General features: G+C 37.7%; 15 protein-coding genes. 6 read left to right on the top strand and 9 right to left on the bottom strand.

Translation table 11 applies throughout. The features are described from left to right. The first annotated feature begins 284 nt into the window (after positions 1–284). The 3 genes from GY23_RS08810 to GY23_RS08815 all read left to right on the top strand — a co-directional run bounded on the left by GY23_RS08810 (position 285) and on the right by GY23_RS08815 (position 2,095). Positions 285–1,130, top strand: a complete 846-nt coding sequence (locus tag GY23_RS08810; protein WP_075618823.1) for a DUF2382 domain-containing protein — start codon at positions 285–287, stop codon at positions 1,128–1,130. A 63-nt stretch (positions 1,131–1,193) separates the two neighbouring features. Further along, on the top strand, positions 1,194–1,340 hold the full coding sequence (locus GY23_RS18245; protein WP_161487588.1) for a hypothetical protein: 147 nt from the start codon (positions 1,194–1,196) through the stop codon (positions 1,338–1,340). A gap of 167 nt (positions 1,341–1,507) precedes the next feature. Further along, complete coding sequence (locus tag GY23_RS08815) at positions 1,508–2,095, top strand: acetylglutamate kinase (protein WP_075618824.1); 588 nt, start codon at positions 1,508–1,510, stop codon at positions 2,093–2,095. 181 nt (positions 2,096–2,276) lie between these two features. Here the strand turns inward: GY23_RS08815 and GY23_RS08820 are convergent, their stop codons facing one another. The 7 genes from GY23_RS08820 to GY23_RS08850 form a co-directional block, all read right to left on the bottom strand. Beyond that, complete coding sequence (locus GY23_RS08820) at positions 2,277–2,528, bottom strand: hypothetical protein (protein ID WP_075618825.1); 252 nt, start codon at positions 2,526–2,528, stop codon at positions 2,277–2,279. A 312-nt stretch (positions 2,529–2,840) separates the two neighbouring features. Next, positions 2,841–4,346, bottom strand: a complete 1,506-nt coding sequence (locus tag GY23_RS08825) for a tripartite tricarboxylate transporter permease (protein WP_075618826.1) — start codon at positions 4,344–4,346, stop codon at positions 2,841–2,843. 15 nt (positions 4,347–4,361) lie between these two features. Next, on the bottom strand, positions 4,362–4,817 hold the full coding sequence (locus tag GY23_RS08830; RefSeq protein ID WP_075618827.1) for a tripartite tricarboxylate transporter TctB family protein: 456 nt from the start codon (positions 4,815–4,817) through the stop codon (positions 4,362–4,364). A 224-nt stretch (positions 4,818–5,041) separates the two neighbouring features. Continuing rightward, positions 5,042–5,689, bottom strand: coding sequence for a bifunctional 4-hydroxy-2-oxoglutarate aldolase/2-dehydro-3-deoxy-phosphogluconate aldolase (locus GY23_RS08835; RefSeq protein ID WP_075618828.1), 648 nt, complete (start codon positions 5,687–5,689; stop codon positions 5,042–5,044). 13 nt (positions 5,690–5,702) lie between these two features. Next, entirely contained in the window at positions 5,703–6,686 is a 984-nt protein-coding gene (locus tag GY23_RS08840; RefSeq protein ID WP_245827615.1) for a sugar kinase, read from the bottom strand. Positions 6,687–6,818: 132 nt separating this feature from the next. Then, positions 6,819–7,799 carry a tripartite tricarboxylate transporter substrate binding protein gene (locus GY23_RS08845; RefSeq protein WP_075618830.1) on the bottom strand — a complete coding sequence of 327 codons (981 nt, stop codon included), beginning with the start codon at positions 7,797–7,799 and terminating at the stop codon, positions 6,819–6,821. A 29-nt stretch (positions 7,800–7,828) separates the two neighbouring features. Continuing rightward, complete coding sequence (locus tag GY23_RS08850; RefSeq protein WP_075618831.1) at positions 7,829–8,581, bottom strand: IclR family transcriptional regulator; 753 nt, start codon at positions 8,579–8,581, stop codon at positions 7,829–7,831. Between the two features lie 283 nt (positions 8,582–8,864). On the opposite strand from GY23_RS08850, the gene GY23_RS08855 reads away from it, so the two are divergent. The 3 genes from GY23_RS08855 (at position 8,865) to hpaB (ending at position 13,256) form a co-directional block, all read left to right on the top strand. Continuing rightward, complete coding sequence (locus tag GY23_RS08855) at positions 8,865–10,151, top strand: DUF5068 domain-containing protein (protein WP_245827616.1); 1,287 nt, start codon at positions 8,865–8,867, stop codon at positions 10,149–10,151. A 349-nt stretch (positions 10,152–10,500) separates the two neighbouring features. Next, the gene (locus GY23_RS08865; RefSeq protein ID WP_075618833.1) at positions 10,501–11,481 is read left to right on the top strand and encodes a hypothetical protein; all 981 of its coding nucleotides are present in this window, start codon (positions 10,501–10,503) and stop codon (positions 11,479–11,481) included. Positions 11,482–11,801: 320 nt separating this feature from the next. Continuing rightward, on the top strand, positions 11,802–13,256 hold the full coding sequence (gene hpaB, locus GY23_RS08870; RefSeq protein ID WP_075618834.1) for a 4-hydroxyphenylacetate 3-monooxygenase, oxygenase component: 1,455 nt from the start codon (positions 11,802–11,804) through the stop codon (positions 13,254–13,256). A 229-nt stretch (positions 13,257–13,485) separates the two neighbouring features. Here hpaB and GY23_RS08875 read toward each other — a convergent pair whose 3' ends face one another. Continuing rightward, complete coding sequence (locus tag GY23_RS08875) at positions 13,486–14,025, bottom strand: NADPH-dependent FMN reductase (RefSeq protein ID WP_075618835.1); 540 nt, start codon at positions 14,023–14,025, stop codon at positions 13,486–13,488. Between the two features lie 268 nt (positions 14,026–14,293). Further along, the gene (locus GY23_RS08880) at positions 14,294–14,689 is read right to left on the bottom strand and encodes a DoxX family protein (RefSeq protein WP_075618836.1); all 396 of its coding nucleotides are present in this window, start codon (positions 14,687–14,689) and stop codon (positions 14,294–14,296) included. Positions 14,690–14,760: the final 71 nt, after the last annotated feature.

Below are 14,760 nucleotides of genomic sequence, written 5' to 3' on the forward strand. Positions count from 1 at the left end.
TAATAACGGTATATATGATGTGTATAAATACGTCCGACCCTTTGCGCCTTCACGTTTAGCACGAGGCTTATAGTTTGTATCGTACGTTCCATACTCTGCATCTTGATTATCATTTTCCGAATTGGCCTCGTTACTCGAAATTGACGATATTCATTTTCAACACTATTACAAATCTCTCCTGTTACTAAGAATTCCCAGTTTATCAACAACGCCTTAAGGCTATGTAGATAGTAGACGTAGTAACAACAAATACTGTCAAACTTACTTTCAGGAGGATGATTAATATGGAAACTAGAGACAAAAAATTATACGGTGTATTTAATAATGAAACAGAACTTCAACAACAAATTGATGAATTGAAGTTGAAAGGATATTCAGACGAGGACATGTATGTAGTGGCAACTCGTGACAATCAAGTCTCAATGGTGCGAGGGGACACGGGCATCCAGTCTAATACAGATGCAGATGGTGGAAGCTGGTGGGACAAGTTCAAGTCCTTCATGATGGGCGAAGACTTAGTAAATGACAGCTTCCAACGCATGGGCTTTGATGATCAGGAGCGTGATCACTATTATTCAGAAGTGAACAGCGGGAAGATTTTCCTATACGTGGACCGTGATTACGGAGCTAATTTCGGGACAAACGATCATTCAGACATTCACACGGCAACTAATGACTTTGTAAATGATTCATATAGTGATTCACGTGTCGATGACTCTGCCGAAGAACGCATCGAGTTACATGAAGAGCGATTGAATGTGGACAAAACACGTGTCAAAACCGGTGAAGTGAATGTCAACAAACATGTGGTTGAAGACGTCCAAACACTTGAAGTCCCAGTCGAACGCGAAGAAGTGTACGTCGAACGCCGTCCGGTCGATCGCGAAACAGGCGTGGACACAACAAATGGCTTTACCACTACAGATGCATACCAGGAAGATGGCACAATTCACATCCCGGTGTCTGAAGAGCAAGTAGAGGTGACAAAGAAAGATGTCATCACGGAAGAAATCGTAGTCGGGAAACGTAAAGTTCAAGACACGGAAACCGTATCTGAAAATGTCCGACGTGAAGAAGTCGATATTGATGATACAACGAATACACTTAACCATGGTAAAGATCGATTCTAAATGCAATGTAAGAACCCTTCTCATCGCGAGAAGGGTTTTTACATTATTGAGTACTTTCAGGAATTGTTGAAGTGGCTTTCTTATACTCGTTATTTAATAGTAGGTGTCCAGGCTATTACAGGATTCCCGTATGGTGAGTCTTTTCTTATTCGCGCTGCCATGTTCATTCGACATGGCATGCGTTATGCGAAACAATCATTAACAATTTAACATGATTGTTTTTGACAAAGGCGCTTACTGTAGGAGCCCTTTTTTAACTATGTCCGAAAAAAGGGGAAACCTTAGGTAGCTTTCATTATTTTTTGGCTTTCCAATGAAGTGAATCACCTCCTATCCATGCGGCGAATATGATAAATGGAGAAAAGGGGGAGATTATTATGTACGTCTATTACTATCCTGCGAGTGTCTACCACATGCCATTCGTTAGTGAATCAGCAATGAATTTTAAATATGCCCAGCGATTGTTATGGGAGCAGCATACGATTTGGACAAGAGCAACTATTGTTTCTTTGATTTTCGATTTGCCAGATACAGAGTTTACCGTTGCTCGGCTATTGAAAAACCCACAGGATATGGGAGATTCCATTAAACCTTATTATGGAGAGCAAATAGGGGAGAAATACGCGAGCTTATTGCACGAACATCTGGTCATCGCGGCTGACCTGGTCAAAGCAGCAAAAGCAGGGAACAATGATTCAGTTGAAGCGCTGGATAAAAAATGGCATAAAAATGCAGATGACATCGCTGAATTGCTGAGTACCATCAATCCTTACTTGGAACTGCAAGCAACCCAAGAAATGCTGTACCATCATCTAGATTTAGTTAAGGAGGAAGCAGTGGCCATTTTGCAAAAAGATTATCGTTTGGCAATTGAGGTGTTCGATAAAGCGGAACTTCAGGCTTTATTAATGGCTGATCAAATTTCAAGCGCAATCATGAAACAATTTCCTGGGTATTTTGTCTAAAAAACAAGAAGAGAGTGATCAAAGCAGTCGCTTATCGTTCACTCTCTTTTTCATTTGCGCAATGAGCAAAGCTCAGTCGCGATCCTAACAATGGGGTTGCAGTAATATGCAGGTACCGCAGGAATCAAATAGGTTATGAAACCGAGAAGCAATCCAGCAAGGTTTTGATTAGAAATATAATTCAAGGCATTTGGCTTTTTAATTTAAATAATTCACTTGTTAAGTAATCGATTTGTTTTTGCATTTTTTTTAATTGTTTCTCTTGATTTTCTTGACTTTTTTCTTCCTCTTCTTCTGCTTCTAAGGCTAGTACTGCTGCAACCGTTCCAAGAGCATCACCGAATGTAACTATGGCTGAAGCAATTATGTCAAGCTGAGTGGCAGATAATGCGTTCCGACCATTTTGACCAAACTCTAAACCTTTTTTATTCAATGTCCCAGCCTTCCTATAAGAAATCGATGAAACTTATTCTTCGCATCATCATTCTTTATTTTATGCGACAAGTTTCTCCACGGTGAAAATGTTAAATGTACACCAATCGGGTGTTGAATACATGGAATTACTATGTGTTGCACAGGTATCTTTCACTAAAAAAGCCCACCACCAGTTAAGATGATGAGCTAGGGGTTCAGTTTTACATTAAATTTCTATCTGGACTAGATAGCCACTTTGCATGTCTGTATTGGAGAGCAAAAGTATTTTCAATTCCGCCCCATATTTATAAAATATTTCAAAAACTGTTTTTTACATTTCTACATCGCTGGCGAAATGTGATTTTTTGTTTTTAATTTCCGCATAAATGCTCGCCAGTAAAATCAGCAGGGAAATTACTAATAAAATACCGGATATCGGACGATTAAAAAATAATAATAAATTTCCTTCAAACATTTTTATTGATTGTAGTAAAGAAGTTTCCATCAACTTCCCTAGAACAAAAGTTAACACGATCGGAGCCATAGGAATATCTAATTTCTTCAGTAAATAACCGAATATTCCGAAAAACATCATTACACCGACATTCCATAAACTATTGTTTACACTATACGCCCCCAACACAGAGATTATTAAGATAATCGGGTAAAGAAGCTTGGATGGTATCAAGGCGACTTTTGCCCAAACGCCAGCCAGTGGTAAGTTCATGAAAAGTAAAATTAAATTACCAATAAACATACTTGCAATAATACCCCATACAAAATCAGGATTATCTTGGAACATAGTTGGGCCAGGAGTTAATCCGTGCATAATAAATGCCCCAAGAATAATAGCAATTGTAGGGGAGCTTGGAATACCTAGTGTCAGCAGTGGAATCAAGGCGGCGCCACTATAGGAATTATTGGCTGTTTCCGGCCCTGCTACACCTTCTATTGCTCCTTTTCCAAATCTTGACGGATCTTTAGCCAGTTTCTTTTCTACAGAATAAGAAAGGAGTGCCGGGATAACTGAATTCGTTCCTGGTATTAACCCTGTTATAAAACCAATCCCTGTTCCTCTGCTGATGGATTTCATTGTTGGTTTCCACTCTTCCCGTCTTGGCAGCAACCCTTTTACTTTTGCAGGTTTTTCACTGTTTGATAAGTTTTCCATCCCAAGTAGGATTTCAGATAAACCAAACAATCCCATTGCGATCGTAACTAAGTCAAATCCTGACATTAATTCAGGAACACCCATTGTAAATCGAACTGCACCAGATACTGGATCCATCCCCACGAGGGATAAGGTTAAACCAATAAATGCAGCAAGCAAACCTTTAATCAATGATTGACCCATGAGGCCGATCACCATGATTAATCCAAACGTCATAAGAGCAAAAAATTCTGGTGGACCAAACTTCAATGCCCATTCTGCGAGACTAGGACCGATAAAAGCCAGTCCAATAATAGCTACTGTACCGCCTATAAAAGAACCTATTGCCGCTACACCAAGAGCAACGCCAGCTCTTCCTTGTTTTGCCAATGGATGTCCATCTAAGCAAGTAATTACAGAAGCGGCTTCCCCAGGTGTATTAATCATTACAGAAGTAATGGTACCTCCGTACATCGAGCCATAATAAATGCCCGCTAGCATAATAATAGCGGAGACGGGCTCCATGCCAATTGTAAGCGGAATCAAAATGGCAGTTCCTGTTGTTGGACCTAGACCAGGCATGACTCCTACTAACATTCCGACAGAGACACCAATCAAACAATATAGAATGTTCCCTAATGATAATGCTGTTTCAAAGCCGTGAAGCAATTGAATGAAAGAATCCATTATTACATCTCCCCTTTACCACCCAAATACACTAACAGGCAGCGGTATTTCAAAGAATACCTTAAATATTATGAATAAAATAATTGATGTAAAGATAGCTATCCCTAAACCCCAATACCATTTGTATTCTCGAGAAAACAAAGTGAAAAGTAGTACCGTACTTGCAATGATGAAACCTGTAAAATTAACTAGTACCATAAAAACTATTAGTGCCAAGACTACTGATAAAATGTTTCCAAAGCTTCTCCCCATTGGAATAATGTCCGAAAAATAGTAGATGCTTTTTTTGATAGATAGCCGAATATACAATATCGATAAGACAAGTAGAATCCCTGATAACCATATTGGGAATAGTCCCGGACCTGGTCCGAATTTACTAAAATAATCTAGATTCATTGCTTGAATAAAAATGACCGAGGAAAAAACCAAAATGATAAGACCTACCCATACACCTGCGTTCTGTTTACTCACGTCCTCACCACCTTACTTAACCATTTTTTTGTAACCTTATTTCAACAATGTGAGTTTGACCTTCTTTTGGTACTCGTCCAATTTGAATAATGAAATCGGCAATTAAAATCAATCCAATTTTGAGGCCACTTTTTTCTCCTTACTATTGAACAGTTAGTTGAACATCTAAGAGATAAATGCCATCTTCAAAGTTATTTCTAAGCTGGCTGTTTTGCTTAATCTTATTATTTGTTAACTCTTGCTTCTGTTACCTTTTCTTTATACTGTCGAGCTAGGCCAGAAAGTTTATCCCATTCGCCGTTTTGTATGTATTCCTTATTCAGTAGGGAGCCGCCAACTCCTGCAGCAACTGCCCCGGCTTTAATATATTCCTGGATATTTTCAAGACCAATGTCGCCTGTTGGCATCATTGGAATGTGACCTAGAGGGCCTCTTACATCTTTAATGAATTGGCTTCCCAATACGCTGGCAGGGAACACTTTAACAATATCCGCACCCCATTCATACGCTTGTAAAATTTCAGTAGGGGTAAATACTCCTGGAATTACAATCTTGCCATAACGGTTTGCGACAGCAATTGTATCCCTGCTCATTGTAGGTGCGAAAATAAATTCGGCGCCTGCTTGAATCGCACGGACAGCACTCTCCCCATCAAGCACAGTTCCAGCACCAATTACTGCTTTTTCGCCAAATAATTTCTTGGCTTCACTAATGACATGAAACGCGTTCGGCGAATCTATTGTCACTTCAATACCAGTAATTCCGCCTTCCACAAGCGCAGCGATGACATCCATCACCTTGTCTGCTTCAATTTTGCGTACTACCGCAACCACTCCAGATTCAAGCAGTCGATTCAGCATATCCTGTTTCATTTTATACACTCCTCTACCTTAGTACATCCACACTTTTTCTATGGAAATTTTCAAGTGCTTCTCTTCGTGGCAAACCCTCCACATCACCTTTGACAGTCACGACCATTGCACCTATCGTTGAACCCATTGTTACGGCTTCCTTCAAACTCTTCCCTTCGAGCAAACCTGACAAAAGTCCAGCAGCAAACCCATCTCCCGCACCAATCGGATCAACCACACGATCAACCTTAATACTCGGAATGAATCCTGCTTCATCCTCTTTGGAATCATAGTAAGTTCCAATATCACCATTTTTAATCGCAATCTTAGAAACCCCTGCATTAAGGAAATATTGAGCTATTTCGTTATAGTCACGTGTTCCAAGTAGATATTCTGCTTCATCTATGCCGGGCATTACAAGATCTGCCAGCTTAGCAATCTTCAATACAATATCTTTCGCATCCGGTTTATCGCTCATCAATTTATAACGAATATTTGGATCGAAAGAAAGAAGGATATTATTTTCTTTTGCAAATTCAGCAACCGCATAGATTAATTCTTCACAGCTGTCACTTAGAAAAGGGGTGATTCCCGTTAAGTGAATAACTTTTGCTTGTCTAAGATACTCCCAATCTAATTCTTCTTTTTTCATCTGGCTTGCTGCAGAACCTTTACGGTAATAATAGACTTGATTAGAGCCTTCACGGAGTGTTTCTTTAATATAAAGGCCTGTCGAAAAATCCTCATTGATTTTTACCCGGGATGTATCGACGCCTTCTCCTCGTATAGATGATATTACGAATTTGCCAAACTCTTCATCTCCAACTTGGCTGATAAAACCTGCAGAATGGCCAAGTCGTGTGACGCCGATTGCAACATTGGATTCTGCACCGCCACATTTTTTGTTGAATTGGTGAATATATTGCAGTGGTCCGTCGGCTGCTGCTTCGAACAAGACCATCGTTTCTCCTATTGTAATAAGTTCAGGAAACAAATCCATTACCTCCGATTTTTGCATTCCTTCAATCAGAACAACATTTTTTTATTTTGTTCCAGATCAAATTCGATTTGCAAGAGATCATAGTGACCTCCGTTATTATCAAAAGTGAAAAGGCTAGACAGTAAGATGCTAGCCTTTTCAGCAAAATTACTAATTTAAATTCAATGAAGGAATTAAATCACCAAAAAGCTTATCTTGTTCTTCTAATAGAGTCGTGAATCCTTCTCCATTTTCATATCGATATCCTAACTTCAATTTATCTAGAGTTGCTTTGAATTCTTCGCTCTGAACCGTTTCACCGAATGATTCCTCTAATTTTTCAACTACATCAGCTGGAGTATCCTTTGGAACTGCAAGACCTCTCCAAGTACCGATTGACAAGTCAATCCCTCGTTCTTTTAATGTTGGAACTTCTGGAAGGGATTCCACTCTTTCCTCTGCCATTACAGCAAGCACTTTAAAATCACCTGATTCTACTAGAGTAGCTACTTCAGCAGGACTCACAGAAACTGCATCAATATGTCCTCCCAAAAGTGCAGTTGTTGCAGGCGCTGCTCCTTCAAATGGAATATGATTTAGTGTTGTACCAGTTTCTTTCTCAAAAGCAGCAGCAGCCAAATGCCAGATAGCACCTGTACCAGAATTCCCGACTTTCAATTTTTCTTTTTTGGCAGCTTCAATAAATTCCTCGATCGTGTTCCATGGAGCATCAGCTTTCACTGTAATTGCAGCGGCATCTTCATTTAATAATGCAACTGGAAGGAAATCTTTATGAGTGAATTGAGCTAATCCAGAGTGTGGAAGAGTCAATAATTCAACGGTCACCATAGATACTGTGTATCCATCTGCTTTTGCGGATAATCCATTTTGCATACCAATGGCTCCACCGCCTCCTGCTTTGTTTACAACCGTAACTGGTTCACCGATATTATCTTTAGCCAAATCTGCAAATGAACGAGCCAACGTATCAGTACCTCCACCAGCTGCATACGGTACAATTATTTCTATGGATTTCTCTGGAAACTTACTTCCAGATGCGTTCGCAGCCACAGATGATTCTCCTCCTCCACCACATGCTGCCAACAATATCAAACTAGTTAATAAAATACTTCCTAATGTAAACTTCTTCAAAACAATGACCTCCTCTATTTTTCTTCGAATTAATTAATATAGCCAAGACTTCTTGAAATCTTTTTTGCAGTATCTTTTAACAGAGGAATATGATGCTGTAGTATCTCATCAGACATTCTGTCAAGAGGACCAGTGACACTTAAAGCGTATTGAGGTCTTCCATTATGGTCAAATATCGGAGCACCGACACAGCGTATTCCCATTTCATGCTCTTGATTGTCATAGGAATATTTATCTTTTTTTATAGTGGCCAATTCAGTTGCCAATGCCTCCCGGTTTACCAAGGTATAATCCGTAAGTCTGGCAAACTCAATCTTGTCCACTAATTTTTTAGCTTCTCTCTCATCAAGAAAGGCTAGAATTGATTTTCCTACAGCCGTACAATACAGTGGTCCTCGTCTACCAATCTGTGAATAGATTCTTATAGTGGATGAGTTTTCAACTTTATCTATGTAAATGATTTCCTGCCCTTCTAATGTTACAAGGTGGACAATTTCTCCCGTTTCCTTGCTAAGACTCTCAATAAAAGGCCTTGCAATTTCAAGTACATTCAAGTTTTTTGTCACTGTATAGTTCATCTCAATAAATTTCAGACCTAATCTATATGTACTTTCCCTGCCGAACTTCTGTACATATCCATGTTCTTCAAGAGACATTAAAAGCCGATGTGCTGTGCTTTTTGCTACTTGAAGAGAAATAGATATCTCAGTGACTCCAAGCCCTCTTGGGTTCTTTCTTAAAAATTCGAGGATTTGTAATGCACGGTCAACGGATTGTATCAATTATATTGTCTCCTCCCATGCGTTCCTCATTATGGAACGCCATTCTTTATTACGGTCTTACTATAAAAAAACATGTAAGCGTTGTCAAGATATTTTTTGAATCTTTTGCATTATTAAAATACTATAATTGATCCACAAGGAATCACAGGTGTTATGGTATATCGTCCGGCATTTGATGGAATCTAGCAGTAATTCGGTAATATCACATTTTAGGGAATTATTGTATGTTATAATTAATTTGTATTATTTTGTAATACATACTACTTAAAAAGGTTGTGAACATGTGGGGAACTCAAAAATTTTATTGGGAATAATTTTTTCTGTCATGCTATTACTTGCAGCATGTGGCGACGAAGAAAAAGCTTCAGGTTCAAAAGAAGTAGTTAAATCTAAGCCGAAAATTGAGGAAAAAGTAGAGAAAGCCCAAGAAAATAGTACAGAAGAAGATAGTGCAGAAGAAGTAACAAGCGTAGCTTCAAAAGAAACAGTTCCTTCAACCGGAGAGGTTTTGAATCCGAACATTGCAGTAGAAACAGAAGGCAATGTCGAAGTAATTTACACAAATAAAGATCCCAAATATACACATGATATGAGTGGTTTTAAAGTTTCCGTGGACGAGTACCAAATTGTGAAAGTAACAGATATGAACGAATACTCAAAGATTTCATTTGATGATCAGATCAATGGATATGTTGTATCCACTAAAGTGACCATTGAAAACGGGACCAGCAAACCGATGTATTACAATAATAACCATAAGATACAAGTAAGCAATAATTTTGATAATATTCCAGCTAATTGGAAGACACTTGTTCCAGAAGATCAACAAATAAATAAAATCAAAAAGAATAAAGAAAAGGTCTCTTTATTTGAAGCTGGTGAAAAGGTAACCGGTTTAATGAGCTTTACTTTAACGGATGATGAATTTGAAAAACTCAAAACCGTAAAACCAAAATATATTATTGAAGGCGGATTGGCCGATAACGACCAATATAAAAATATTAACCAACAACAATCGCCTGCTTATGATTTTATTTATAGTGGAGAACAAGGGGAACAAACGGCAACTGCACCAACTTTTTATCAGGATCGCCTTACTACCGATAACATGGCAGACAAAAAAATGATTTTTGAAAAATCCGGAATCAATGAAACAAAGCAGATTGGCGATGTGAACGTAACCCTTGATGGCGTGCAATACACGGATGTTATCCCGACAGAAGCCAATAAAGCACGATTCCAAAATTTTGGAGAAAGTGGTGTTGTTGCTTTAACGGTTAAACTGAAAATTGATAATCAATCGAGCGCACCGGTGAGTATTTGGAATATCGGCTCTAAAATAGTAATTGATGAAAACCGGGGAACGGCGATTGCTGAAGGAATGGCAGAACCACAAGAACCGCAAGAAATTGCGGCCGGGCAGCAAGGCGAAAAATTACATGTATTCTTATTCAATAAAGATGAATTTGGGATTTTCAAGAAGTTTGATTTAGAATTTGGACCGTTTACCGGTTCAGACGGAAAAGACTTATTCAAAGGCAGAACCGCGACATTTACATTACCTAGATGATAAATAAAAACCAGTGTCTTTTCTTCGACACTGGTTTTTATTTACATAAATCCCGGTAGTTTTTTAGGTTTGGTTTGGATTGTTAAAAGGGAATCTAATGGGGACTTTCCTATTATAATTTTAGGGAGATATGCAGCATGGGAAAAGAGGATAGCCTTATCATGAAGGATCTTCGCCATTTGCAAGAGAAATACAATAGGTGTAACGTGCAAATGAGTAGAGAGCTTATCCGGGAAAATATGCACTTGATCATGAAAGCCCATAGAGAGTTACCGCTCATTCGAATGAATTGTTGGTATATGCCTACAAATTATATTGAAAAATAGAACAAAATAAAAGGGGTCAATGGATGAGAAAAAGGAATGACAAAGAAAAGATAAAAAGACTAGGGTATGCGCTTCTCGCATTCGCAGCATTTGTTTTCTCGATTTGCCTCATTTTCATAAACTGGCAAGAGTATGAGGCATTGAAAAAGGATAATGAGCAAATTCAAACACCAACTACCGTTTATGGGAAAACAGCGAATCAAGACCTCTTTGGAAAGACATATTATTACGCGCTTATCGAAAATGGACTTATTGGAAAAACAACCACTAAATTAAAAGTAGGGCAAAAGGCTAGTATCAGTAAAGAAGAATTTGACAAGATTGAAATTGGCGATTCATTAAATGGCTATACTGTTAATGGAACGTTTCATACACAGGCAGATTTGGACGAAGAATATACCTCCTTTTATGTTGGATTAGCTTTCTTCAGTCTTTATCCAATAGGTTATATTTTATATTTGGTGAGTAAGATAAATATAGTGAGAGCGATGTTTGAACGGATTGAACATGCAAAAGGCTTAAACCGAACGATCAATATCCTTGGGAATTCTCTTTTATTCGGTGGAGTCATTGTAGGTCTGTTGTTCTTTGTATTTGATTTCGGGGACATGCTAAAAAGCGGGTATGATAGATTTATGTCTGAGAAACAGATAGAAACGATAGCATTAGTGGCAGATCATGACATCGTTATTAACTCGTCCATGTATGCAAATAGTGTCTACAATTTAGGACTTGTCTATAAAAACCAGAACGATCAGATTGTTAGCGTAACAAAAGAAGTAACCAAGCACAGCTATGATAAGTACAAAGACGATCCGCTACCAATTAAGTATAATGAACAAGATTATTATCGTGTCTATTTGCAGGAAGTTGATTTTGTGGATATTTTTCAAATTTTCACATCAGACTTATTCATTCTATTTTATTTAGCAGTAATTATAATTGCATTACTAATTTTTCTCCTTTTTGTATTAAGAAAGCGTAAGAAGTATGGATATTACTAACATCAGGAAATAAGAAGAGAATATATATAGAAGAAACTCATTTAACATATTAGATTTCCATTTATAGAAACAATAAGTCATTTAATTTTCTTCTAAAAAAACTAGAGCCTTCCTACATTAGATTATGTAGGAAGGCTCTTAATTTTTTATTTCGAAATCCGAATTATTAAGCGAAGCACCAGTTAGTGTAAGAAGGAATATTAGCAAGCTCTAGTTACATAGGTTAATTTTAGTACGAATAATAAAATATTGAACGATTTACCTTCTTATAACGGCTTAAATGGAATAGTTAAATATTGAATTAAATTGGGGAGTGAAACATGGGGGCTATTAACGGAAAAGATTATATTAACCGATTAAACCAGCTAAACAATGAGATTTGGTACGACGGTGAAAAAATTGAGGGGTTGCTCTCGGAACACCCTGCATTCAAAGGACTTATTCAGTCAAAAGCGGCTCTTTATGATTTGCAACTTGACCCGGAATTAAAAAATGAGATGACTTTTATTTCCCCAGTATCAGGTGAACTTATTGGTCTTTCCTATTTGCAACCAAAAACGAAAGAGGACTTAATAAGAAGAAGAAAAATGATTGAACATTGGGCTAGGTATTCAGGGGGAATCATGGGAAGAAGCCCAGATTATTTGAACACAGTTTTAATGAGCTTTGCCTCTTCAGTATCCTTTTTAAAAAATAAGGACAATTGTTTTCCGGATAATCTGCAAGCATTTTATGAATTGGCTAGGGAAAATGACCTGTCGTTTACACATACCTTTATTTCACCACAAGTGAATCGTTCTCAAATCTACTTTGAAAGTGACGATGAGCCGCCAATCGCCGCAAAAGTTATTGGTAAAAATGAAAAAGGGATCATTATTAAAGGTGCCCGCCTTCTTGCTACGCAAGGTGGTTTAACCGATGAAGTATTAGTATTTAGCGTTGGGAAATTTCTATTTAATGAAGATGAAGCTTTTGCTTTTGCGATCCCTGCTAACACGAAAGGACTAAAGTTTATTTGTAGGGATACATTCATCGGAGGACAATCTTCTTTTAATCATCCATTAAGCTCGCGGTTCGAAGAAATGGATTCTATCGTTGTCTTTGACAATGTATTAGTACCTTGGAAAAGGGTATTTTATTACAACAATTCGGAGGTAGCCGAAGAATTCCCAATCCAAAGCTCTTTCCATCCCTTTACTAAACACCAAGTATTGAATAGACAAATTGTAAAAACAGAGTTCGTCTTAGGTATTGCTGAGCTTATTATCGAAACGATAAATATTGGCGATTATCAACATGTTCAAGAAAAGATGTCAGAAATCATCATGGGTCTTGAAACGATGAAAGCCTTGTTAGAAAAATCGGAGAACAACGCAAAATTAGATGAATGGGGATATATGCGGCCAGAAATTTTCCCGCTTCAAGTTGCTGGTAACATTTTCCCTAAAATTTATCCTCGTTTTACTGAAATTATCCAGATAATCGGAGCTAGTGGAATGATTACATTGCCAACCGAAAAAGCATTTCATTCTATTATTAGAAACGACTTAGATCTTTATCTTCAAGGAACAAATAAGACCGCAGAAGAACGTGTAAAAATATTTCGTTTAGCTTGGGATTTAACCATGAGTTCATTTGGAACAAGACAAACCCAATATGAGCGATACTTTTTTGGTGACCCAATTCGATTAGCAAGCGACTTATATAAAAAATATCCAAAAGATGAATATGCAAAGGTAGTTAGTGAATTCTTAAATCTAAAAAAAGAAGAATAACTCAATTGTTTACAGTCAACAAGACGATATTTGAATAAGAAAGACGATCAAAAGCATCGCTTAGTGAACAATGTCTAATGATTCCAAAACAAAAAAGGTTAAGGAGAATTTCTTCCTTAACCCAGTTCCCCAATATTTTGGAGGTAATTTCCATTTGTTACTTTCATTTTTCGCTCCAATAACAAACACCTCTTACGCAATTTTGCATAAGAGGTGCCTTTGTTATTGATTATGCAAATTGTTTCATCCACTTTTGGAAGTTTGCAATCACGGTATCTAAGAACTCAATTGTTGCTTCATCAATCAGGTTACCTTCAGCGAATTTAGTATGTGCTGCTCCAACATATACTTCATTCATCGGTAATAGTGGAGAATTTAAACCACTTGCAAATAGGATATCGCGTAAGTGCATTTGTGCTTTTGCTGTACCTAAAGCGCCCATAGAAGCGCCCATAATCATAGATGGTTTGCCGAATACTACTCGATCAACACGTGACATCCAGTCAATCGCATTACCTAGTACACCAGAAATTGTCGAGTTGTACTCAGGTGTTACCCAAAGAACTGCATCAGCTGATTTTACTTTTGCTTTAAAGTCCAGTACTTCTTGTGGTGCGTCTAATTCGATATCTTGGTTGTACATTGGAAGTGGAGCTAAATCTAAAATTTCAAGCTCAAATTGGTCAGCGTAACGAGCCTGTACGTGCTTTGCTAGTTGTAAATTATATGAATCTTTACGAATACTTCCTACGATTGCTACTACTTTCATGGTAATTCCTCCAATAATTTAAGTGTATTAGTCGACTGAATGTTCCATTTCACGTGAAATGACTTTGATACAGTCTTTAACCTCGTTCATAAGGTGTTTCATTTTACTACGTGCAACAACTGCTTGTAGTGCTGTAATGGCAACTACTGCTATGGCTTGTCCATTTCTAAAAACAGGAACTGCAAGAGCTACTTTTGCAATTTGGAAAAATCGAATTGGGTGATACGCTAGTATTGTCCGTCGCTCAAAGCTCTATTCCCATCCGGTCTTAGTTTTTAGCTATTGTCTTATCAAGAGAAAGTGGTGAACGTTCTGCAAACATGAAGTAAATTCCTAATGCAAGATATACAACTTCAAGTTCGTAGCCAGCCATCACACCATCTCCAAATAATCCTAGTGGTAATTTCGCTGTGAAAATAGCACCGACCATAAGGATGGCAAATATTGCACCGATAATTCTTGTACCGAGACCTAGAATTAATAATAAGCCTCCTACTAATTCAACAATTGCAACTACAAAAGCAAATCCTCCAATTAATCCAAGTGATTCAAAGTAACCAGCTGTATTGCTAATTCCTCCTTGAAATTTCACTAGCCCATGCATAAAGAACATGAAACCGAATACGACGCGTACAAGTAATGTCATATATTGTTGTTTCGTCATTGTCTATTCCTCCTTTAGTTATGTTTAGAAAGTAAATTACTAATAGTAAGCTAAATGCAAAAAAAAAAGAA

Origin of the sequence: Paenisporosarcina indica (assembly GCF_001939075.1) — a bacterium.
GTDB classification, from domain to species: domain Bacteria; phylum Bacillota; class Bacilli; order Bacillales_A; family Planococcaceae; genus Paenisporosarcina; species Paenisporosarcina indica.